The sequence below is a fragment of the Pseudomonas sp. LBUM1662 genome (genome assembly GCF_059695915.1).
Map to the genome: position 1 here is coordinate 993,333 of NZ_CP166793.1, position 21,872 is coordinate 1,015,204.

16 protein-coding genes and 1 pseudogene are annotated in these 21,872 nt (G+C 58.2%); 8 read left to right on the forward strand and 9 right to left on the reverse strand.

Translation table 11 applies throughout. The annotated features are described in order from the left end of the window. Nucleotides 1–8: 8 nt before the first annotated feature. From ACA049_RS04265 to ACA049_RS04285, 5 genes are all read right to left on the reverse strand, one after another. On the reverse strand, nucleotides 9–1,019 hold the full coding sequence (locus ACA049_RS04265) for an ABC transporter permease subunit (protein ID WP_017336505.1): 1,011 nt from the start codon (nucleotides 1,017–1,019) through the stop codon (nucleotides 9–11). Nucleotides 1,020–1,093: 74 nt separating this feature from the next. Continuing rightward, on the reverse strand, nucleotides 1,094–2,689 hold the full coding sequence (locus ACA049_RS04270) for an ABC transporter substrate-binding protein (RefSeq protein WP_497333382.1): 1,596 nt from the start codon (nucleotides 2,687–2,689) through the stop codon (nucleotides 1,094–1,096). Nucleotides 2,690–2,767: 78 nt separating this feature from the next. After that, a complete protein-coding gene (locus ACA049_RS04275) occupies nucleotides 2,768–4,186 on the reverse strand; it encodes an OprD family porin (RefSeq protein ID WP_497333384.1) in 1,419 nt (472 codons plus the stop codon). Nucleotides 4,187–4,359: 173 nt separating this feature from the next. Further along, on the reverse strand, nucleotides 4,360–5,961 hold the full coding sequence (locus tag ACA049_RS04280; RefSeq protein WP_497333386.1) for an ABC transporter substrate-binding protein: 1,602 nt from the start codon (nucleotides 5,959–5,961) through the stop codon (nucleotides 4,360–4,362). 307 nt (nucleotides 5,962–6,268) lie between these two features. Beyond that, complete coding sequence (locus tag ACA049_RS04285) at nucleotides 6,269–7,894, reverse strand: ABC transporter substrate-binding protein (protein ID WP_497333388.1); 1,626 nt, start codon at nucleotides 7,892–7,894, stop codon at nucleotides 6,269–6,271. 1,420 nt (nucleotides 7,895–9,314) lie between these two features. Here ACA049_RS04285 and ACA049_RS04290 point away from each other — a divergent pair. Then, nucleotides 9,315–9,685 (forward strand): annotated as a pseudogene (locus ACA049_RS04290) (DUF6124 family protein). A gap of 232 nt (nucleotides 9,686–9,917) precedes the next feature. Here the strand turns inward: ACA049_RS04290 and ACA049_RS04295 are convergent. Continuing rightward, nucleotides 9,918–10,634, reverse strand: a complete 717-nt coding sequence (locus ACA049_RS04295; RefSeq protein ID WP_497333390.1) for an SIMPL domain-containing protein — start codon at nucleotides 10,632–10,634, stop codon at nucleotides 9,918–9,920. Between the two features lie 344 nt (nucleotides 10,635–10,978). On the opposite strand from ACA049_RS04295, the gene ACA049_RS04300 reads away from it, so the two are divergent. The 4 genes from ACA049_RS04300 to ACA049_RS04315 all read left to right on the forward strand — a co-directional run bounded on the left by ACA049_RS04300 (nucleotide 10,979) and on the right by ACA049_RS04315 (nucleotide 15,547). Next, complete coding sequence (locus tag ACA049_RS04300; RefSeq protein WP_497333392.1) at nucleotides 10,979–12,241, forward strand: ATP-binding protein; 1,263 nt, start codon at nucleotides 10,979–10,981, stop codon at nucleotides 12,239–12,241. After that, a complete protein-coding gene (locus ACA049_RS04305; protein WP_109627955.1) occupies nucleotides 12,234–12,794 on the forward strand; it encodes a response regulator transcription factor in 561 nt (186 codons plus the stop codon). Before ACA049_RS04300 ends, ACA049_RS04305 begins: the two co-directional genes overlap by 8 nt. Before the next feature lie 96 nt (nucleotides 12,795–12,890). Further along, nucleotides 12,891–14,618, forward strand: a complete 1,728-nt coding sequence (locus ACA049_RS04310; protein ID WP_497333394.1) for an ABC transporter ATP-binding protein/permease — start codon at nucleotides 12,891–12,893, stop codon at nucleotides 14,616–14,618. Nucleotides 14,619–14,800: 182 nt separating this feature from the next. Further along, on the forward strand, nucleotides 14,801–15,547 hold the full coding sequence (locus tag ACA049_RS04315) for a FadR/GntR family transcriptional regulator (RefSeq protein ID WP_497333396.1): 747 nt from the start codon (nucleotides 14,801–14,803) through the stop codon (nucleotides 15,545–15,547). A 7-nt stretch (nucleotides 15,548–15,554) separates the two neighbouring features. Here ACA049_RS04315 and ACA049_RS04320 read toward each other — a convergent pair whose 3' ends face one another. The 3 genes from ACA049_RS04320 to ACA049_RS04330 form a co-directional block, all read right to left on the reverse strand. Further along, nucleotides 15,555–15,908, reverse strand: coding sequence for a hypothetical protein (locus ACA049_RS04320; protein WP_497333398.1), 354 nt, complete (start codon nucleotides 15,906–15,908; stop codon nucleotides 15,555–15,557). Nucleotides 15,909–16,129: 221 nt separating this feature from the next. Beyond that, nucleotides 16,130–16,321: a hypothetical protein gene (locus tag ACA049_RS04325; RefSeq protein WP_497333400.1), complete on the reverse strand. Its 192-nt coding sequence runs from the start codon at nucleotides 16,319–16,321 to the stop codon at nucleotides 16,130–16,132. A gap of 14 nt (nucleotides 16,322–16,335) precedes the next feature. Further along, nucleotides 16,336–17,637 (reverse strand): phospholipase, encoded by a 1,302-nt coding sequence (locus tag ACA049_RS04330; RefSeq protein ID WP_497333402.1) that lies wholly within the window; start codon nucleotides 17,635–17,637, stop codon nucleotides 16,336–16,338. A gap of 235 nt (nucleotides 17,638–17,872) precedes the next feature. On the opposite strand from ACA049_RS04330, the gene kdgD reads away from it, so the two are divergent. The 3 genes from kdgD (at nucleotide 17,873) to ACA049_RS04345 (ending at nucleotide 21,861) form a co-directional block, all read left to right on the forward strand. Next, the gene (kdgD, locus tag ACA049_RS04335) at nucleotides 17,873–18,784 is read left to right on the forward strand and encodes a 5-dehydro-4-deoxyglucarate dehydratase (RefSeq protein WP_109627960.1); all 912 of its coding nucleotides are present in this window, start codon (nucleotides 17,873–17,875) and stop codon (nucleotides 18,782–18,784) included. 60 nt (nucleotides 18,785–18,844) lie between these two features. Continuing rightward, the gene (locus ACA049_RS04340; protein ID WP_497333404.1) at nucleotides 18,845–20,290 is read left to right on the forward strand and encodes an aldehyde dehydrogenase family protein; all 1,446 of its coding nucleotides are present in this window, start codon (nucleotides 18,845–18,847) and stop codon (nucleotides 20,288–20,290) included. Between the two features lie 152 nt (nucleotides 20,291–20,442). Further along, a complete protein-coding gene (locus tag ACA049_RS04345) occupies nucleotides 20,443–21,861 on the forward strand; it encodes an MFS transporter (protein ID WP_497336772.1) in 1,419 nt (472 codons plus the stop codon). The last annotated feature ends 11 nt before the right edge of the window (nucleotides 21,862–21,872 follow it).

The following is a 21,872-nucleotide window of genomic DNA, read 5'->3' on the forward strand; positions in this document are numbered from 1 at the left end:
TGATGATCTCAGCGCTGGTGACGAATGCGTGGGTTGGCAAAGCCGTAGAGGATGTCCACTACGAAGTTGACCAGAATCACCAGGCAGGCGATTAACAGGATGCCGTTCTGCACCACGGGATAGTCCCGTGCGCCAATGGCTTCGATCAGCCATTTGCCGATGCCGGGCCAGGAGAAGATGGTTTCGGTCAGAACCGCACCGGCCAGCAATGTGCCGACTTGCAGGCCGACCACGGTCAGGACCGGAATCAGTGCGTTGCGCAGGCCGTGCACGAATACCACGCGCGACGGCGACAGGCCTTTGGCGCGGGCGGTACGGATGTAGTCTTCGCGCAGCACTTCGAGCATCGAAGAACGGGTCATCCGCGCAATCACCGCCAGCGGGATGGTGCCGAGCACGATGGCCGGCAGGATCAGGTGATGCAGGGCATCGAAGAACGCACCGACGTCATCGGCCAGCAGCGTGTCGATGAGCATGAAACCGGTGCGCGGCTCGATGTCGTAGAGCAGGTCGATCCGCCCGGACACCGGGGTCCAGCCCAGGGACACCGAGAAGAACATGATCAGGATCAGGCCCCACCAGAAGATCGGCATCGAATATCCCGCCAGGGAGATGCCCATCACCCCATGGTCGAACAGGGATCCTCGCTTGAGTGCCGCAATCACCCCGGCCAGGAGGCCCAGGATGCCGGCGAACAACAGGGCGGCCATGGACAGTTCCAGGGTCGCAGGGAATAGAGAGGTGAATTCGCTCCAGACACTTTCACGGGTACGCAGGGATTCACCAAGGTCGCCGTGGGCCAACTTGCCGATGTAATCCAGGTATTGGGCATACAGCGGTTTGTTCAGACCTAGGCGTTCCATTGCCTGAGCATGCATTTCGGGGTCGACTCGACGTTCGCCCATCATTACTTCCACGGGGTCGCCTGGAATCATGCGAATCAACGCGAAAGTCAGCAAGGTGATGCCGAAGAACGTGGGGATCAATAACCCCAATCGGCGGGCAATAAAACTAAACATCTTCTGGTGTACCTCATCAGCCGGTTAGGCGTGCCTGGTGTCCCTGGAGTCAGGGACACCGGGAGTTTTCTTATCTACTTCACCTGGGTGGTGGCGAAGTTATTAGTGGTGAGGGGGCTAATGTGATAGCCCTCTACGTTGTTGCGCATTGCGGTGAACATTCTAGTGTGCGCCATGCTGATCCATGGCTGGTCCTGGTTAAAAATAACCTGAGCCTGTTCGTACAGCGCTGCCCGCTCGGCCGGATCGGTTTTTTCCCGGGCCTGGTCGATCAGCGTCTGGAACTTGTCATTGCACCAGCGCGCATAGTTTTCGCCGTTCTTCGCGGCTTCGCAACTGAGCATAGGCGTCAGGAAGTTATCCGGGTCGCCGTTATCGCCCGCCCATCCGGCGGAAACCATATCGTGCTCGCCGTTTTTCGCGCGTTTGAGCATTTCGCCCCATTCCATGACGCGGATGTCGATCTTGATCCCGACCTTGGCCAGATCCGCCTGCATCATCTGTGCGCCGAGCATCGGGTTCGGGTTGGTCGGACCGCCACCGTTGCGAGTGAACAGGGTGAACGTGGTGCCTTCCGGTACGCCGGCTTCCTTGAGCAGGGCGCGAGCCTTGTCCAGGTCACGAGGCGGGTTCTTCAGGTCGTGGTTGTAGCCCAGCAGCGTGTCCGGGAACGGGTTGACCGCCACCGTCGCATTGCCTTTGCCGAACAGCGCATTGACATAAGCGGCCTTGTCGAAGGCGATGTCGATGGCTTTACGCACACGCACATCACTCATGTATTTGTGCGTGGTGTTCATGGCGATGTACGAAACGGTCATCGCGTTCAGTTCATCGACCTTCAGTTTCTCGTCTTTCTTGATGCTCGGGATGTCGTCCGGCTTCGGATACAGCGCAACCTGGCACTCGTTGGCCTTGAGCTTTTGCAGGCGCACGTTGTTATCGGTGGCAATCGCCAGGATCAACGCTTCAGCCGGCGGCTTGCCACGGAAGTAGTCCGGGTTGGCCTTGAAGCGAACCTGGGCGTCTTTGTTGTAGCGCTGGAACACGAACGGGCCGGTACCGACTGGCTTGTTGTTCAGGTCGCCGGTCTTGTTGGCCTTGAGCAGCTGATCGGCGTACTCGGCGGAGTAGATCGAGGAGAAAGCCATGGCGATGTCAGCCAGGAACGGCGCTTCGCGACGGGTCAGGGTGAATTTGACGGTGTTGTCGTCAACTTTCTCGACGCTTTTCAGCAGCTCCTTGAAGCCCATGCTTTCAAAGTACGGGAAGCCCACGCTCGACAGTTTGTGCCACGGGTGGTTCGGGTCCAGCTGGCGCTGGAAGCTCCAGACCACGTCGTCGGCGTTCATGTCGCGGGTCGGCTTGAAGTATTCGGTGGTGTGAAACTTGACGCCTTTACGCAGGTGGAACGTGTAGCTCAGACCGTCCTCGCTGATGTCCCAGGAGTCGGCCAGTGCCGGAATCACTTCAGTGGTGCCGGGCTTGAAGTCCGCCAGGCGATTGAAGATGGTTTCGGCCACCGCATCGGCTGTGACTGCAGTCGTGTACTGGACCATGTCGAAGCCTTCCGGACTGGCTTCGGTGCAGACCACCAGGGGTTTGGCCGAGACGCCAACAGCGACACTCAGCAACGCGGCTGCAATGGCCGCACGTAGGGGAAGCATTTTCATCAAGAACCCTCTGCAATCGGTTAAAGGACAAAAGCCGAACGGCCGATTCATCACTGAATCAGCCGTTCGGCAGGTGTATTACAGAATATTGAACGGGATGGTGGTCACGAGACGGAACTCGTTCAGGCTGCCATCCGCCTGGTTTTCGCTGGCGCGGTGAGCAGTGTAGGTCGCGCGAACAGTGGTGGCCTTGAGCGGGCCGCTCTGCACAGCGTACGAAGTACCGATGCCGTATTCGTAATGGTGTTCGCCATCTTGAGTCTGTACGCCGTCGTAACCACCGCCGGCATAGTGAGTACCGTCGATGCCCCAACCGCGAGCCTGGTAGATGTTGAACTTCAGGCCTGGAATACCGTATTCAGCCATGTTCAGACCGTAGGCGATCTGGAACGATTTCTCGTTCGGGCCGTTGAAGTCCGACAGCAGGGAGTTGGCCAGGTAGATGCCGTTGGTTTCGTGCAGGTAGTCGAAGTACTCGTTACCGTTCACTTCCTGGTACGAGAAGGTCAGGCTGTGAGCCTGGTGGGTCAGGCCGAACGACAGGGAGTAGGTGTCGTTGTCGATTTCGCCCAGCAGCTTTTTGCCTTCGTCGACGGTCTTGTAGTAGTTCAGGCCGGTGGTCAGGCTCAGTACCGAGCTGTCACCCAGCACGTGGGTGGCGCCGAAGTAGTACTGATTCCACAGGTCTTCGGCCTGGGTGCCCCACAGGCTGGTGGTCAGGCTGGCGAACGGCGTGTAGGTGATACCGGCGGTGTTGACGTGATCCGCTTCGGCCGTGCCGTCGCCGTATTCGGAACGGAATTTGCGCTGGCTCTGTTCGGTACGCGGCGAGTTACGGTCGAAGGTGCCGAGGTCGAAGGACAGGTTTTCCAGCTCTTCGCTGTGCAGGGTCACGCCCTCGAAGCTCGAAGGCAGTGGACGGTTACCGATGACATCCACTTGCGGGCTGCTGAAGTTCTGGCGACCGGCAGTCAGCGTGGTGTTGGAGAAACGAGCCTTGACGTTGGCCAGGCCCAGTTTGCTCCACTGATCAACCGCGTCACCGCCATTTTCAGTCAACGTACGGTTGTTGCCACGGCCGCTACGGCCTGGCTCAGGAGCACCACCGTTACCGGATGCAAGGTCCTTGCGATCGCGGTCCAGAGCAATTGCGTTGTAGGCAGCCACTTCAGTGCTGAAACCTACAGTACCCTCGGTGAAGCCCGAGTTGTACTTGATGATCGTGCCTTGCACCCAGTTGATGCGACGGTCAGTCGTGCGCGTCTCACCGTTTTTACGATAGTTGAGCGTAGCGCCCCGCTTGAACGACTCGTTCGCATACCAGTTACGCGTGGAGCCGGTGACCGATTGGCCTTCAACGAAGCCGGTGGCTTCGCTTTGGGCGCTTTTCTCTTTCACGGTAACCGGGGTGAACGCCTGGCTTTGGGTTTCTGCGTAAGCCGTGGCGGTTACGCTGCTGATGGCCAGGGCCAATAACGCGGTGCTGCTCAGTTTCATGGGTGAAGCTCCTTACTTTCTTTTTTTTAATGCCGGTCTTTTTTGGTGATCCGGCTATTTGGTTTAGAACTCATACAAGGCTTCGCAAACGTTTGCTGTAGGCCGGATTGGCGAATTAAGGCAATACGCTTGCGTGAGGGCGAAAATCCGCCCCCAGCGTTCTGGCTAATCGGTTATTGGTCGATACTGACGCCCGAGAACACGTTACGACCGAATGGACTCACCTTGAATCCTTCGATTTTGGCGCTCAACGGCTGGTTAACCGTCGAATGGGCGATAGGCGTGATCGGCACTTGTTGCTTGAGGTAGTGCTGCGCCTGTTTGTAGAGCACGGTGCGCTGGTCGCGGTCGGTGACGACCTTGGCCTGCTTGATGAACTTGTCATAAGCCGGATCGCACCACATGGAGTAGTTGTTGCCACCAATGGCGTCGCAGCTGTAAAGCGTGCCGAGCCAGTTGTCCGGGTCCCCATTGTCCCCGGTCCAGCCAATCAGGCTGACGTCATGCTCGCCATTCTTGGTGCGCTTGATGTACTCGCCCCATTCATAGCTGACGATCTTCACTTTGAGACCGATTTTTGCCCAGTCAGCCTGGAGCATTTCGGCCATCAACTTGGCGTTCGGGTTGTATGGGCGCTGCACGGGCATCGCCCACAAGGTGATTTCGGTGCCTTCTTTCACGCCGGCAGCCTTGAGCAATTCCTTGGCTTTTTCCGGGTTGTAGGCGACATCCTTGATGGTGTCGTCGTAGGACCATTGGGTCGGCGGCATAGCGTTTTGCGCGAGTTGCCCGGCGCCTTGGTACACCGCGTTGAGAATGCCTTGCTTGTTCACCGCCATGTCCAGCGCTTGACGCACTTCGAGCTGGTCGAACGGTTTGTGCCGGACGTTGTAGGCGATGTAGCCCAGGTTGAAACCGGGCTTCTCGATGAGCTTGAGTGCCGGGTCGTTCTTCAGCGCGGGTACGTCGGCGGGGCGCGGGCTCAGGGTGATCTGGCACTCATTGGCCTTGAGCTTCTGTACACGCACCGACGCGTCGGTGTTGATCGAGAAAATCAGGTTGTCGAGCTTGACCCGGCTCGGGTCCCAGTACTGCTTGTTGCCGGTGTAGCGGATGTTGGAATCTTTCTGGTAGCTCTTGAACGCGAACGGGCCAGTGCCGATCGGCTTCTGGTTGATGTCGCTCGGCTTGCCTTCGGCCAGCAGTTTGTCAGCGTATTCGGCGGACAGGATGGCGGCGAAGCTCATGGCGATGTTCTGGATGAACGCGGCGTCGACGCTGTTGAGCGTCATGACCACGGTCAGCGGCCCGGTCTTCTCGACCTTGGCGATGTTCTTGTTCAGGCTCATCCCGTTGAAATACGGGAACTCGGTCGGATAAGCCTTACGAAAAGGTTGTTGCGGATCGAGCATGCGATTGAACGTGAACAGCACGTCATCGGCGTTGAAATCACGGGTCGGTGTGAAGTACTTGGTCGTGTGAAATTTCACCCCTTCGCGCAAGTGAAAGGTGTACTTGAGGCCGTCCTCGGAAATATCCCAGCTCGTTGCCAGGCCTGGTACGACGTTGGTGGCGCCTTTTTCGAACTCTGCCAATCGGTTGTACAGCGGTTCGGCGGCGTCGTTATCCGTCGAGGTCGTGTACTGCGCAGTGTCGAAGCCAGCCGGGCTGCCTTCGGAGCAGAACACCAGGCTGTTATTGGCGGCCTGGCTGATGGAAGTGGCGGCCAGCAGGCCGGTGCCCAGCAATGCGGATAAAACCAAGGTATGGCGCATGACGCTCCCTTTTCTCGTTCGCTAAGTGTTTTCAATGAGCCGCCGTCCCGTCCGCGGGCGTGGAGGCATCACTGAGTTCAAACCATGACGTGCAGCAAAACCGAGAACCCACGCATGCACTGGTCAGATCCCGACGGTATGAGCCGTGGGTCTGGCAGTAAATGCGTAGAGTCCGAAAGACTTGTGGGAAAAGGCAACGCATCCGACGCCACGGCGGTCATCCGCGACGGAATTGGATGTAGGCGGTTTCCTACTTTCTCGGCAGATAAAGCAACGGCGACGTTAAAAACGTCGCCGTTGCAAAACCTTACTTGCTGACGCTGACGCCGTAGAAGGAGTTCAAGCCAAACGGGCTGATCTTGAAGTCCTGCACGTTGTCGCGCATGGGTTGGAACACCGTCGAGTGAGCGATAGGTGTCATCGGAACAGCGTCTTTGAGGACGTGTTGCGCCTGTTTGTACAGTTCGGTGCGCTTGCCCTGATCGGTTGTGCGCTTGGCTTCTTTGACGAGACCGTCGAACTTCTTGTCGCACCATTTGGAGAAGTTGTTGCCGCTCAGCGAGTCGCAGCCGAACAGTACGTTGAGCCAGTTGTCCGGATCACCATTGTCACCGCTCCAGCCAATGATCATCGCCTGGTTCTCGCCACCCTTGGAACGCTTGATGTACTCGCCCCATTCGTAGCTGGTGATCTTGACGTTCAGGCCGATCTTCTTCCAGTCGGACTGCAGCATTTCAGCCATCAGTTTGGCGTTCGGGTTGTACGGACGCTGTACCGGCATTGCCCACAGAACGATCTCGGTACCTTCCTTGACGCCAGCTTCCTTGAGCAGCTCCTTGGCTTTCTCAGGGTTGTACGGCGCATCCTTGATGGTGGTGTCGTAAGACCACTGGGTTGGCGGCATGGCGTTGACGGCCAGTTGGCCAGCGCCCTGATACACCGACTTGATGATCTCAGGCTTGTTGACGGCCATGTCCAGTGCTTGACGGACTTTAAGGTTGGCCAGCGGGTTCGGCTCGTTGCTGCCCTTGACCTTGTCCATCACGTTGTAGGCGATGTAGCCCAGGTTGAAACCAGCCTGATCAGGCATCTTCAGGGTCTTGTCGGCCTTGAGTGCGGCCAGGTCGGCTGGGCGAGGGAACAGAGTGACTTGGCACTCGTTCTTCTTCAGCTTCTGGATACGCACGGACGGGTCGGTAGTGATGGCGAAGATCAGGTTATCGATCTTGACGTCTTCAGGCTTCCAGTAGTCCTTGTTCCCGGTGTAGCGGATGTTGGAGTCTTTCTGGTAGCTCTTGAACACAAACGGGCCAGTGCCGATCGGCTTCTGGTTGATGTCGGCGGCTTTGCCTTCTTTCAACAGCTGGGCGGCGTACTCGGCGGACTGGACCGAGGCGAAGCTCATGGCCATGTTCTGGATGAACGCGGCATCAACTTCCTTGAGGGTGAACTTGACGGTGTGGTCGTCGACTTTATCGATCTTGGTGATGTTGGTGTCCATCGCCATGTCGGTGAAGTACGGGAATTCGGTCGGGTACGCCTTACGGAACGGATCATCCTTGTTAATCATGCGATTGAAGGTGAACAGCACGTCGTCCGCGTTGAACTCACGAGTCGGCTTGAAGTACGGAGTGGTGTGGAACTTGACGCCTTCACGCAGGTGGAAGGTGTAAGTCAGGCCATCATCGGAGATGTCCCACTTGGTCGCCAGACCAGGAATCACGGCGGTGCCGCCGCGCTCGAACTGGGTCAGGCGGTTGAACATGGTTTCTGCAGAGGCGTCGAAGTCGGTTCCGGTGGTGTACTGGCCTGGGTCGAAACCGGCCGGGCTGCCTTCGGAGCAGAACACCAGGTTAGTCGCAGCGGATGCGAAAGGTGCGGAGGCTAACAAGCCTGCGCCGACTAAAAACGGAATGACCGCGTGTTTAAGCATGTTGGCCTCATGATTTGTTGTCATTTTTGGAATTAGAGGACGACCTCGTGAGTCGTGCCTGCGGATACTTATGCAGGGGCCATACCCATTGCAAGATCCTGAGTGACCACAGGCCTTAAACAGTGGCACGAACGTACCTTAATGTCGCATATGTATAAATTCATGTGCATTTGACCGTTTGCGCGGGGTTTTTTCGGTGCATGGGGCGCACCTGCACGGGGCGATTTGGACGACTTGCGCACTCGATTGGAGCGCGGTGTTACTTATTTATACCTACCATTGAGGGGGGTGAAGGGGGAGTGCGGGTGTGAATGAGATTGAGTTCCGGTTTGGTGGGTAGGTGATTGTTGTTTAAAGGGTTGTTGTGGCTGTGGGGGCAGATTGTTGCGTTACTGTTTGTCAGGGGACATCTGGGGGGGGGCTTTGGATTTTGGGATTCGGCTGGGTATTGCGTTGGTGTGTTGGTAGTACCGCGGGTGCAACCTTTTGCTGTGTGCGGTAGCACTTTTTACCTTTTTCAGGATTTTGAGGGTCTGATAGTTGGCCATTTTTTTTTCGGGTTTACTTAATCCAATTGTGGGAGCGAGCCTGTTCGCGATGGCGGCCTTTGGGCCGACATGTTCTCGTTGGTTGTGTGCATATCCATTTCTGCGGTAACGGCTGCTTATGGTTTCGCCCTTACGGCGACTCACTTTTTTTTCAAACGCCAAAAAAAAGTAAGCAAAAAAAGGCTCGCCCCAAGCGTCCGGCCCCTCGCTAAGGCTCGGCGTTCCTTCGCTCCGGTATCCATCCGGGGACACTGCCCTACGGTTGGCTTCGCTGCACCTACATGCAGCGTGTTCGACTGCGTCGAACGGCGCTGCGCGCCACTCCCCGGATGAACACCTCCACTCAGCCTCCCGAAGGGGCGGGCAGATCAAGATCAAGAGCTGCAGGCGAGCTAACGCTCGGCCTGTTGAGTGGTGAGGAGCCTCGGGTGTACACCTTCCCCCTGTAGGAGCTGTCGAGTGCAACGAGGCTGCGATCTTTTGATCTTGATCTAGACGGCCTGCCAGTCGACCAATCACTTCCTGCTGTCCCCCGACTGTTTGTGTTGAACGATGTGTAAAAAACACAGCGTTTTCCCACGCATTTTTCAGGTTGCCGGGTAGGAAGCAGTGTCTCTAACCTCTGGCTGTCGCTGAAAAACTCAGCGATCGGGTGTGAGAACCCGGTAAACAGATAGGTATGAATCTAGCGCCAGCATCACCATAATTGCCGCCAGCTATACGCTGCCTGCAGTGCTCTATGGCGGCTGTGTGCGGGCGGACTTCGGTCCGGCCGGTTCTCTGTTCCCGGTTTTCTCACCCTGCACATAGCTGCCACCACTTTTCGTGTGAGAACGAAAAGTGATGGCTCCAAAAATGAACAGGGAAATCAAATGAGCAAAATTGTCCCCGATCCACCCTTCAACACCACAACCCCCAACGCCGCCCCCCCGAAGTAGAAGCACTTCTCAAAGACCGCGAAGCCATAAAACGCGCCCTCGATTATTACCTCGATCCCCCCGACCAATACGCCCCCAAACCCCGCCGTCCCAGCACCATGTTCATGATCGCCCCGGACATGGATAGCGAAAGTCTCCTGGCGCAAGCTTGCGAGTCATTGGCGTCGGCGAGTGTCATGGCCAGTGATTTCGCCGCGAACCTGATCGGCCCGCAGCGCAATACGGTGTTGGCGATTCAGCAGATCATCATGCTGGCGGAGTTGGCGGTGAATCGGGCGTTGGATAACGTTGATCCGCAGGTCTGACCCAAGACCGCGTTATCGTTCTTCGCGAGCAAGCCCGCTCCCACACTTGATTTGTGGCAGGCACGAAATTTGTGAACGACTTTGAACCAGTGTGGGAGCGGGCTTGCTCGCGAAGGCGGTGGTCCAGTCACCACAAAAACTGCAGGCTCAACCTTCGTGGTGATGTTTAGAGCAGGCAATAAAAAACGGCGATCACTTCAGTGACCGCCGTTCCTGTGTACGGGTTATCAAATCAAGGCATCAACACTTCAATCGCGCCATCCGCGGTCATGCTGACCTGGCTGGTGCCGGCCTCAACCTCAGGCGTCACTGGTGCGCTGTCCATGCCCGCCGCTTTCATCATCATCGGCCCGCGCAGGTACGGTTGCGGATAGCCGTTGCTGTTCAGGTTCAGGCTGACGATTTTGTAACCCTTGCCGCCCAAGGCGTCGGTCGCCAGTTGGGCGCGAGCCTTGAACGCGGTGACGGCTTCTTTAAGCAGCGCGTCTTCGCTGGCCTTGCGGGTTGGTGTGGCGATGGCGAAGTCCATGCCGCCCATTTTCAGGTCGGTCAACAGTTCGCCGGTCAGCTTCGACAGTGCGGCGAAGTCGGAGCTTTCCAGGCGCAGTTCGGCGCGTTCACGCCAGCCGGTGATTTTCTGGCCCTTGGTGTCGTAGATCGGGTAGCTGTTGCGGCTGCCCTGGCGCAGGGTGACTTCCTTGACCTGTTTGGCCTGGGCCAGCGCCTTGTTCATGGTGGTGCTGACGTCGGCGGCGAGTTTGGCCGGGTCGGCGTTTTGTTCTTCGGTGTAGAGCGTCACGATCATCAGGTCGCGGGCCACTTCCTGGCTGACTTCGGCACGCAGGGCGATCTGGTTGTAATGAAGCTCATCGGCGGCCAGGGACGGGAGGCTGGCGACGGTGCCAACGCTTAAGGCAAGAAGGGCGGCGCTGCGGCGGAAACTGTGCATGAAAACTCCTTGGACGGTGCGCAGGGGTTAAGGTTCGAGCCTGCGTGAAACCATCAGACTCTAGCTTTAATGATCCGGTTCGCACAGTTACAACTTCCATACAGATGGAATGGGGGAGACCGTGTCGAGGCCATTCGCGGGCAAGCCTCGCTCCTACAGGAATGTGTCGTACGCCAATCCTTTGAACAACACATTCCTGTAGGAGCGAGGCTTGCCCGCGATGGCGTCCTTATAGACGCAACAGAACTTCCTGCCATGTGGCTGTTTGCCGCACTTTTGCCTGTCAGCCCCCGTGCTTGGTTATACTCCGTGCGATCCGCCTGGAGCGCTCATCAGGAGAGCTCATGCTCGCCCCCGTTCAAATCACTTCCGCCACTCGCCAGAACCTCTGGCGGCTCACGTTCATCCGTACTTTGGTGCTCGCCGCTCAGGCCGGCTCCGTGGGCCTGGCCTACTGGTTCGATCTGCTGCCGTTGCCGTGGGTGCAACTGGCAATGACCCTCGGCTGCTCAACGCTGTTGTGCGCGTTCACGGCTGTTCGCTTGCGCACGTCGTGGCCGGTGACCGAGCTGGAATATGCCCTGCAACTGGCCTGCGATCTGTTTATCCACAGCGCTTTGCTGTATTTCTCGGGCGGCTCGACCAACCCGTTTGTCTCGTATTACCTGGTGCCGCTGACCATTGCGGCTGTGACGCTGCCATGGCGCTATTCGGTGATTCTGTCCGGGATCGCATTGGCGCTTTATACGGCGTTGCTGGCGCAGTTCTATCCGTTGGAAACCTTCCCCATCGCCCGGGAAAACCTGCAGATCTACGGCATGTGGCTGAGTTTTGCCCTTGCCGCCGCGGTCATCACTTTCTTCGCCGCACGCATGGCCGAAGAGCTGCGTCGTCAGGAAGAACTGCGCGCCATCCGCCGTGAAGAAGGCCTGCGCGACCAGCAATTGCTGGCCGTTGCAACCCAGGCTGCCGGCGCCGCCCATGAACTGGGCACGCCGTTGGCGACCATGAGCGTGCTGCTCAAGGAAATGCGCCAGGACCATCCGGACCCGTTGTTGCAGGACGATTTGAGCGTGCTGCAGGATCAGGTCAAACTCTGCAAAGAGACCTTGCAGCAACTGGTGCGCGCCGCCGAGGCCAATCGCCGTTTGGCGGTGGAGATGCAGGACGTCACCGACTGGCTCGACGAAGCGCTGAACCGCTGGCACTTGATGCGCCCGGAAGCCAGTTATCGCTTCCAGCGCCTGGGCCAAGGCACTGTGCCGCGCATGGCGCCGCCGCCGGACCTGACGCAGGCGCTGTTGAATTTGCTGAACAACGCCGCCGATGCCTGCCCCGAAGGGTTGCAGGTGACGCTGGACTGGAACGCCGAAGACCTGACCATCAGCATTCGCGACCATGGCGCGGGTGTGCCGCTGGCCATTGCCGAACAGATTGGCAAACCGTTTTTTACCACCAAGGGCAAAGGTTTCGGCCTGGGCCTGTTTTTGAGCAAGGCCAGCGTGACACGCGCCGGCGGCTCAGTGAAACTCTACAGTCATGAGGAAGGCGGCACGCTCACCGAGCTGCGCCTGCCCCGTGTCGCCCGAGGAGACGAACATGAGTGACGAGATCCAAGTTGAAGGCGAAGAACTGCCGCATTTGCTGCTGGTAGACGACGATGCCACCTTTACCCGCGTGATGGCTCGCGCCATGGCCCGTCGTGGATTTCGCGTCAGCACCGCAGGTTCCGCCGAAGAAGGGCTGGTCATCGCCCAGGCGGATATCCCGGACTACGCCGCCCTGGACCTGAAAATGGACGGCGACTCGGGCCTGGTGTTGCTGCCTAAACTGCTCGAACTCGACCCGGAAATGCGCGTGGTAATCCTCACCGGTTATTCGAGCATCGCCACCGCCGTCGAGGCGATCAAACGCGGCGCCTGCAACTACCTGTGCAAACCGGCGGACGCCGACGACGTGCTGGCCGCGCTGCTCTCCGAGCACGCCGACCTCGACACGCTGGTGCCGGAAAACCCGATGTCGGTGGACCGCCTGCAGTGGGAACACATCCAGCGCGTGCTGACCGAACACGAAGGCAACATCTCCGCCACTGCCCGCGCGTTGGGCATGCACCGCCGCACGCTGCAGCGCAAACTGCAGAAGCGCCCGGTCCGCCGCTGAACGGTTGCTGAACGATTATCGCCAGCCCTCGCGATATCCCGAACCGATCATCTATGATCGGTTCGTGTGTGTTCTTTTCTTTATCGAGCCTTTTCCATGAATCAGAACGCTGAGTATTCCGCGGTCAACGATGCTGTGCGCGGGCAGTTTTTTCGAAAAGTCTGGGCGATGATCACGCCTTACTGGCGCAGCGAAGAGAAGGGCAAGGCCTGGACATTGCTGATTGCGGTGATTGTGTTGTCGCTGGTCAGCGTGGGGATCTCGGTGTGGTTCAACACCTGGTACAAGGATTTTTACAACGCGCTGCAGCAAAAAGACGAAGCGGCGTTCTGGCGGCTGATTCTGTATTTCTGCGGGATTGCGGCGGTGGCGATTGTCGGTGCCGTGTACCGGCTCTACCTGACCCAGATGCTGACCATTCGCTGGCGTGCCTGGCTCACGGAAAAGCATTTCGCCCGTTGGCTCGGCAACAAGAATTACTACCAGCTGGAGCAGGGCGGTTACACCGATAACCCGGACCAGCGGATTTCCGAAGACCTCAACAATTTCACCTCCAATACCCTGGAGTTGGGTATCGGTTTGCTTCGCAATATTGTCAGCCTGGTGTCGTTCTCGATCATTCTGTGGGGCGTGTCGGGCAGTATCGAAGTGTTTGGTTTTACCATTCCCGGCTACATGTTCTGGTGTGTGCTGGTGTATGCCGTAGTCGGCAGCTGGCTGACCCATTTGATCGGTCGCCGCTTGATCGGCCTCAACAACCAACAACAACGCTTCGAAGCCGACCTGCGTTTCTCCATGGTGCGGATTCGCGAAAATGCCGAGAGCATTGCGCTGTACAACGGCGAGCCCAATGAAAACCGTCGCTTGAGCAACCGCTTCGGGATGGTCTGGCACAACTTCTGGGACATCATGAAGGTGTCCAAGCGTCTGACGTTCTTTACCGCAGGTTACCAACAGGCCGCCATCATCTTTCCGTTCATCGTCGCCTCGCCGCGTTACTTGTCCGGCAAGATCGAACTCGGCGAGCTGATGCAAATCAGTTCGGCGTTCGGCAATGTGCAGGAGAGTTTCAGCTGGTTTATCAGTGCTTACCAGAACCTCGCGTCGTGGCGCGCCACCTGTGATCGTCTGCTGAGTTTCCGTCAGGCCATGACCGACAACGAAGAGCGCGAACCCGCGATCGACGTGCAGAATTCAGGCTCGGCGTTGAAAGTGCAGAACCTGGGCCTCGACCTCGCAGATGATCGTCACCTGCTGACCAACGCCGACATGACCGTGGAGGAGGGCGAGCGCGTAATGATCAGCGGCCGCTCCGGCAGTGGCAAGTCCACGTTGTTTCGGGCGATGGGGCATCTGTGGCCGGCGGGCCACGGCAGCATTCGTCTGCCGACGGCGCGCTATCTGTTCCTGCCGCAAAAACCGTATCTGCCCATTGGCACGTTGCGCGAGGCCTTGAGTTATCCACAGGCCGGCGAGACGTATCCGCACGAGCGTTATGTTCGCGTGCTGGAAACCTGCCGCTTGCCGCACCTTGTTGCGCGCCTCGACGAAGCCAATCACTGGCAACGCATGCTGTCGCCGGGTGAACAACAACGCCTGGCCTTCGCCCGTGCGCTGCTCTATGCACCGCAATGGCTGTACATGGACGAAGCGACGTCGGCGATGGATGAAGAGGATGAAGCATCGCTGTATCAGGCGTTGATTGATGAAATACCGGGCTTGAGCATTGTCAGCGTCGGCCATCGCAGCAGCCTGAAACGCTTCCACCCACGGCACATCCGCATCGACAACGGCCATCTGGTGGACCAAACCGTGACCGCCTGAGCACCACCGCCCCCTGTAGGAGCGAGGCTTGCCCGCGAAGAACGATGACACGGTCCTCATGTGGAACCGCGTGACGGCCTTCGCGGGCAAGCCTCGCTCCTACAAGAGTGGTGATGGTGATCGTACAACCGCGTTGAGCTATGATGCGGTTTCAGCCGCAATTTTCGAGACAGACGTTCACCATGGAAAACCCGATCGACGCACCACGCCTCCCTCGCAAGCGCCGCAGCCTCGCACAGGAATTGGTGACGGTGCTGTCCGAGCAGATCCGCGACGGTCACCTCAAGCGCGGCGACAAATTGCCCACCGAGTCGGCGATCATGGATGCCCATGGCGTCAGCCGCACCGTGGTGCGCGAGGCGATTTCCCGTTTGCAGGCGGCTGGCCAGGTGGAAACCCGCCACGGCATCGGCACATTCGTGCTCGACACCCCGAGCCCGAGCGGCTTCCGTATCGACCCGGCGACCGTAGTCACGTTGCGTGATGTACTGGCGATCCTGGAGCTGCGCATCAGCCTCGAAGTGGAATCCGCCGGTCTCGCCGCGCAACGCCGCAGCCCCGAGCAGCTTGGTCTGATGAGGGCGGCGCTGGACGCGTTGAACGAAAGTGTCTCCCACGCCAGTGATGCGGTGGCGTCCGACTTCCAGTTCCACCTGCAAATTGCCCTGTCGACCGGCAACCGGTATTTCACTGACATCATGACCCACTTGGGCACCAGCATCATTCCGCGCACCCGCCTCAACTCCGCGCGCCTGGCCCATGACGACCAGCAGCACTACATGAGTCGCCTGAGCCGTGAGCACGAAGAGATCTACGACGCGATCGCGCGCCAGGATTCGGATGCGGCGCGGGCGGCGATGCGTTTGCATCTGACGAACAGTCGGGAAAGGCTGCGCCATGCTCATGAAGAGGCTGAGGCGCAGCGCTGATTTCGGTTTAGCGCTCCAGGCGAACCTGTAGTACCGGGGACTGGACCGGGCTACCGGTTCCCCTGGTCAATGTGTAATGCACATCCGCAGTGGCGCCTGACGTCAGATTTTTTTCAAAGGTCTCTTTCTTGATCTGGAAAGTAATGGGCTTTCCAACATCCCCAGCTGTCAGCACGTAGCTTTCCTGCCAGGTATTTCCCGTAGAGGTGACTACCCTAAATTTAACTACATCTCCTTGAGTTGCATTCCCATAGGAGGGAACCACACCAGGAGTCGGGTCTGGCAAGTTGTGAACGTAAAGAACATCACCAACGGCGTTTGGAAGCGATGGTTTATCCAAAGTTTTCAGTTGTGCAGTCATGGTCAAATTCCTTTTAGCAATCAATCAAACCGTTTAAAGGCAGCGAACTGGAATACTTCGCTGATGGAGCCAGTTTGTTAACTCCGGCACCATTTAGGCTGCGTTGGCAATCGCTCGGCTACTGTCAGAAATTACAGTTCCGACAAGTGGCAGTGTTCACCGGAGATCCAATGTAGGAGCGGGCGTGCTCGTGAAGAGGCCGGAACGGTGGCGCAGTGCCCTCAGCCAGTTTTCAGAATCGAACGATCCACCCGCAAGGCCAACTGAGCCACCGCAGATTTAATATCGAACGTCACACTTCCACGCTTATCCACAACCCCCCGAGCAATTGGCACACCCTTGGACAACAACTCCAACGGCGCCCCCTCCAGTGATTGCCCCGAAGCCAATTCCAGTTTCAATTTAATCGTCATCGTTGATCTCCTTATCAGGCCAAATTGCCCGTTGGTTTGTAGTCCTTGAGCAGCAAGTAAGTGCTCCAGCCCCACCAGTCATCGACCGTGGCGGTGTCGTTCAAGTTATTGACGTCCTTGCGTCGCAATACCTTGTTGCCATCCATCCTGAACAGCGGTGAAAAGTTGTTCGCCAGGTTCAGCACGGCTTGCAGATCCGGCGTCTTTTTCAAGGCGCCGAAGTTGCCGGGCGACGGGGCGATGCCGCTGAGATACGCCGCAAACACTTCGTCCGCTGACATCTGGACCGCCTGATTCACCTGAACGCGATTGGCGCTGTCGATAGCGTCAAAGTAGCGTTTGTCGCCATACGCGCGCCATTGATCGCCGTTGCCATTGCGTACATTGAGGCTGAACTTGCTGTCTTCGTCGTGCATGAAGCGGGTAATCAGCGAGCCCAGATCACTTGGGGTCACCACCGCCGCGAGCTGTTTACGCGGCACGCGCAAATGGCCGGCGGAAAACAGGTCGGTCAGATAGTGATCGGCGAACGCGTTCATCGCGTAGGCTAATTCCAGCTGCTTTTCATCACCGCTTGCGTGAGCTTTAACGGCTTGTTGCAGCGCCGCGGTATGCCCGGCGATATAGGCCAGCAGCGCCCACTCGGCAAAATGATCGGCATTGTTGGCGGCCAGTTTCAGGTAGCGCCCCAGGGGAAACAGCGCGGAGACGAAACTGCCGCCGCCGGTGATTTTGTTCCACTCTTCGGACAACGTATCTCCGAGGGCGTCGTACGCCTCGTGCGGCTGTTTGCCGTCCTTGATCGCCTGCTTAACGGCGGCGATTTCTTTCTGCATGACGCCGAGGATCAGCTTGGCTTCGGCATTTGACGCCGGCAGAACAGCCAGCGAGTTGAAGGCATTGATGAATCGCTGAATGCGATCGGCAGCGTTGGCGCCTTCGCTGACCGGTTGATCGGGGATGCCATAAAAATCACCTCCCAGGGCGACGATCTGACCGTAAGTCAGCGCCAGTCCATTGGGCAGATGCAGCTCCACCTGTGAGGCCGGGACCGCGGGCGAGTCTTTAATGAAACGCAGGAGGGTGCTGTCCCCGATGGCGGTGTGCTCGCCGCCCTCGAACCTCAGTTGTGGCTTGCCCCTCAAGGCTTTGCCAGGCGTAGCGTTAGTTGTTTGAGGTGCGTCGTGATGTTCGCCGAGCTGCAGCATCAGCGAACTGTTGGCGGTGACGGCAATACCGTCTTCAGTAAAAAGATCCTCCAGGTTCGCGATGATCGGTTCGGGTTTTTCCTGCGGAAGAGTGTGTAGACCTGACATTTCTGGCTCCTTGATATGTCGTCGGTATGATTCAATTTAACTGTATGCATATACAGTTGTTCGAAGCATAGAAGAGAAATTTCCTACGTCAAGAAAATCCCTTTCCGACACAAATTCCAGGCGCGGCGATGAAATGCAGTTGACGGTTATTATTTAAGTTGTACGATGACCTACAACTCGGCCACAGGCTGAACGCTTTTCTCACACAAACGTCGCTACCCAGGGTGTTCGAATAATGAATCCACAAGAACTGAAGTCCATCCTCTCTTCCGGCCTGCTGTCTTTCCCGGTCACCGATTTCAATGCCCAGGGCGATTTCCATCGCGCTGGCTACATCAAGCGTCTCGAATGGCTGGCCCCATACGGCGCCACGGCGTTGTTCGCCGCGGGCGGCACCGGTGAGTTCTTCTCTCTGGCGGCCAGCGAATATTCGGAAATCATCAAGACTGCCGTCGACACCTGCGAAACCAGCGTGCCGATTCTGGCCGGCGTGGGCGGTTCGACCCGTCAAGCCATCGAATACGCACAGGAAGCTGAGCGTCTGGGCGCTAAAGGCTTGTTGCTACTGCCGCACTACCTGACCGAAGCCAGCCAGGACGGCGTTGCCGCCCACGTTGAAGCCGTGTGCAAATCGGTGAAAATCGGCGTGGTGGTTTACAACCGCAACGTCTGCCGCCTGACCGCTCCTCTGCTGGAACGTCTGGCCGAGCGCTGCCCGAACCTGATCGGCTACAAGGATGGCCTGGGCGATATCGAGTTGATGGTGTCGATCCGTCGCCGCCTCGGTGATCGTTTCAGCTACCTGGGTGGTTTGCCGACCGCCGAAGTCTACGCGGCTGCTTATAAGGCGCTGGGCGTACCGGTTTACTCCTCGGCGGTGTTCAACTTCATCCCGAAAACCGCGATGGATTTCTACCACGCCATTGCCCGCGAAGATCACGCCACCGTCGGCAAGATCATCGACGACTTCTTCCTGCCGTACCTGGACATCCGTAACCGCAAAGCCGGTTACGCGGTGAGCATCGTCAAGGCCGGGGCAAAAATTGCCGGCTATGACGCAGGTCCTGTGCGTGCGCCGCTGACCGATCTGACCGGCGAAGAGTACGAGATGCTCGCCGCGCTGATCGACAAGCAAGGTGCGCAGTAACACCCGACATAACCAAGGCCGCTGAGCAATCAGCGGCTTTTTGCGTGAGGAGATCTTCCAGTGGCAGATACAAAGCGTTTCGATAACTACATCAACGGTGAATGGGTCGCGGGCAGTGATTACTGCGCCAACATCAACCCGTCCGAACTGACCGATACCATCGGCGACTACGCCAAGGCTGACCTCGCTCAAGTCCACGCCGCCATCGACGCCGCGCGCGCCGCGTTCCCGGCCTGGTCGACTTCGGGCATTCAGGCTCGTCACGATTCGCTGGATAAAGTCGGTACCGAAATCCTCGCCCGTCGCGAAGAGCTCGGCACCTTGCTCGCTCGGGAAGAGGGCAAGACCCTGCCCGAAGCCATCGGCGAAGTGACCCGCGCCGGCAACATCTTCAAGTTCTTCGCCGGTGAATGCCTGCGTCTGTCCGGCGACTACGTGCCGTCGGTTCGCCCGGGTGTGAACGTCGAAGTCACTCGCGAAGCATTGGGCGTGATCGGCCTGATCACCCCGTGGAACTTCCCGATCGCGATCCCTTCGTGGAAAATCGCCCCGGCCCTGGCTTACGGCAACTGCGTCGTGCTGAAACCGGCCGATCTGGTGCCGGGTTGCGCCTGGGCGTTGGCCGAAATCATCTCCCGCGCAGGCTTCCCGGCCGGCGTGTTTAACCTGGTGATGGGCAGCGGTCGTGTGGTTGGCGATGCGTTGGTGCAGAGCCCGAAAGTCGACGGCATCAGCTTCACCGGTTCAGTCGGTGTCGGTCGTCAGATCGCAGTCAGCTGCGTGTCGCGTCAGGCCAAGGTTCAGCTGGAAATGGGCGGCAAGAACCCGCAGATCATTCTCGACGACGCCGACCTGAAACAAGCGGTCGAGTTGTCGGTACAGAGCGCGTTCTACTCCACCGGTCAGCGTTGCACGGCGTCGAGCCGCTTCATCGTCACCGCCGGGATTCACGACAAGTTCGTTGAAGCCATGGCCGAGCGCATGAAGTCGATCAAGGTCGGCCACGCGTTGAAAACCGGCACTGACATCGGTCCGGTCGTCTCGCAAGCCCAGCTTGAACAAGACTTGAAGTACATCGACATCGGCCAGTCCGAAGGTGCACGTCTGGTCAGCGGCGGCGGTCTGGTGACCTGCGACACCGAAGGCTACTACCTCGCGCCAACCCTGTTTGCCGACAGCGAAGCCGCGATGCGTATCAGCCGCGAAGAAATCTTTGGCCCGGTCGCGAACATCGTCCGCGTCGCCGATTACGACGCCGCGCTGGCCATGGCCAACGACACCGAATTCGGTCTGTCGGCGGGCATCGCCACCACGTCGCTGAAGTACGCCAACCACTTCAAACGCCACTCCCAGGCCGGGATGGTGATGGTCAACCTGCCGACGGCGGGCGTGGATTACCACGTTCCATTCGGTGGGCGTAAAGGTTCATCCTATGGTTCCCGCGAGCAAGGTCGCTACGCGCAAGAGTTCTACACGGTCGTGAAGACCAGCTACATCGGCTCCTGACAGGAAACACCGCGGTGTCGGCATCGACACCGCAACCCCTGTAGGAGCTGTCGAGTGAAACGAGGCTGCGATCTTTTGATCTTGCTTTTAAAGATCAGGATCAAAAGATCGCAGCCTCGTTTCACTCGACAGCTCCTACAGCCCGGAAGGGAATACACCCAGTTTCACCCGCGCATAAAAATAATCAGTGGGAGTACATCTACATGCAAGCGACCAAGCCGACTCACGTCCGCTATTTGATTCTGCTCATGCTTTTCCTGGTGACCACAATCAACTACGCCGACCGGGCCACTATCGCCATCGCGGGCTCCAGCCTGCAAAAAGACCTTGGTATCGACGCGGTCACCCTCGGTTACATCTTCTCTGCATTCGGTTGGGCCTACGTGGCCGGGCAAATTCCCGGTGGCTGGCTGCTGGACCGTTTTGGCTCGAAAAAAATCTACGCATTGAGCATCTTCACCTGGTCGCTGTTCACCGTGCTGCAGGGTTATGTCGGTGAGTTCGGCATGTCCACGGCAGTGGTTGCGCTGTTCATGCTGCGCTTCCTCGTGGGCCTGGCCGAAGCGCCATCCTTCCCAGGTAACGCACGCATCGTGGCGGCCTGGTTCCCGACGGCTGAACGCGGCACCGCTTCGGCGATCTTCAACTCGGCGCAATACTTTGCCACCGTGTTGTTTGCACCGCTGATGGGTTGGATCGTCTACAGCTTCGGCTGGCAGCACGTGTTCATCGTCATGGGCGTGATCGGCATTATCTTCTCGGGGATCTGGCTGAAGGTTATCCACAGCCCGCGCCAACACCCGATGATCAACGACGCCGAGTTCAAGCACATCGCCGACAACGGCGGCATGGTCGACATGGACCAGGACAAAGGCAAAGGCAAGAAGGTCGACGGTCCGAAGTGGGACTACATCCGCCAGTTGCTGACCAACCGCATGATGCTCGGCGTGTATCTGGGTCAGTACTGCATCAACGGCATCACCTACTTCTTCCTGACCTGGTTCCCGGTGTACCTCGTTCAAGAACGCGGCATGACCATCCTCAAGGCCGGTTTCATCGCCTCGTTGCCGGCGATCTGCGGCTTCATTGGCGGTGTGCTTGGCGGGGTGATTTCCGACTATCTGCTGCGCAAAGGGCATTCCCTGACCTTCGCCCGCAAGGCGCCGATCATCGCTGGCTTGCTGGTCTCCAGCAGCATCGTGGCGTGCAACTATGTCGATGTTGAATGGATGGTCGTTGGCTTCATGGCCCTCGCATTCTTCGGCAAAGGCGTGGGTGCGCTGGGTTGGGCCGTGGTGTCCGACACCTCGCCGAAACAGATCGCCGGTTTGAGCGGTGGCTTGTTCAACACCTTCGGCAACATCGCTTCGATCACCACCCCGATCGTCATCGGCTACATCATCAGTTCCACCGGTTCGTTCAAATGGGCGCTGGTGTTTGTCGGTTGCAACGCACTGGTCGCAGTGTTCAGCTACCTGGTGATCGTTGGTCCGATCAAGCGTGTGGTGCTTAAAGAGCCGCCTGTCAGCGGTCCTGAAACCAACAACAAATTGTCTCAAGCGCATTCCTGAGGAGCGGCGTC

Bases quoted from the DNA above. Each gene is read 5' to 3' on its own strand.
- ACA049_RS04265 (WP_017336505.1), bottom strand. From the start codon at position 1,019: ATGTTTAGTTTTATTGCCCGCCGATTGGGGTTATTGATCCCCACGTTC.
- ACA049_RS04270 (WP_497333382.1), bottom strand. From the start codon at position 2,689: ATGAAAATGCTTCCCCTACGTGCGGCCATTGCAGCCGCGTTGCTGAGT.
- ACA049_RS04275 (WP_497333384.1), bottom strand. From the start codon at position 4,186: ATGAAACTGAGCAGCACCGCGTTATTGGCCCTGGCCATCAGCAGCGTA.
- ACA049_RS04280 (WP_497333386.1), bottom strand. From the start codon at position 5,961: ATGCGCCATACCTTGGTTTTATCCGCATTGCTGGGCACCGGCCTGCTG.
- ACA049_RS04285 (WP_497333388.1), bottom strand. From the start codon at position 7,894: ATGCTTAAACACGCGGTCATTCCGTTTTTAGTCGGCGCAGGCTTGTTA.
- ACA049_RS04295 (WP_497333390.1), bottom strand. From the start codon at position 10,634: ATGCACAGTTTCCGCCGCAGCGCCGCCCTTCTTGCCTTAAGCGTTGGC.
- ACA049_RS04300 (WP_497333392.1), top strand. From the start codon at position 10,979: ATGCTCGCCCCCGTTCAAATCACTTCCGCCACTCGCCAGAACCTCTGG.
- ACA049_RS04305 (WP_109627955.1), top strand. From the start codon at position 12,234: ATGAGTGACGAGATCCAAGTTGAAGGCGAAGAACTGCCGCATTTGCTG.
- ACA049_RS04310 (WP_497333394.1), top strand. From the start codon at position 12,891: ATGAATCAGAACGCTGAGTATTCCGCGGTCAACGATGCTGTGCGCGGG.
- ACA049_RS04315 (WP_497333396.1), top strand. From the start codon at position 14,801: ATGGAAAACCCGATCGACGCACCACGCCTCCCTCGCAAGCGCCGCAGC.
- ACA049_RS04320 (WP_497333398.1), bottom strand. From the start codon at position 15,908: ATGACTGCACAACTGAAAACTTTGGATAAACCATCGCTTCCAAACGCC.
- ACA049_RS04325 (WP_497333400.1), bottom strand. From the start codon at position 16,321: ATGACGATTAAATTGAAACTGGAATTGGCTTCGGGGCAATCACTGGAG.
- ACA049_RS04330 (WP_497333402.1), bottom strand. From the start codon at position 17,637: ATGTCAGGTCTACACACTCTTCCGCAGGAAAAACCCGAACCGATCATC.
- kdgD (WP_109627960.1), top strand. From the start codon at position 17,873: ATGAATCCACAAGAACTGAAGTCCATCCTCTCTTCCGGCCTGCTGTCT.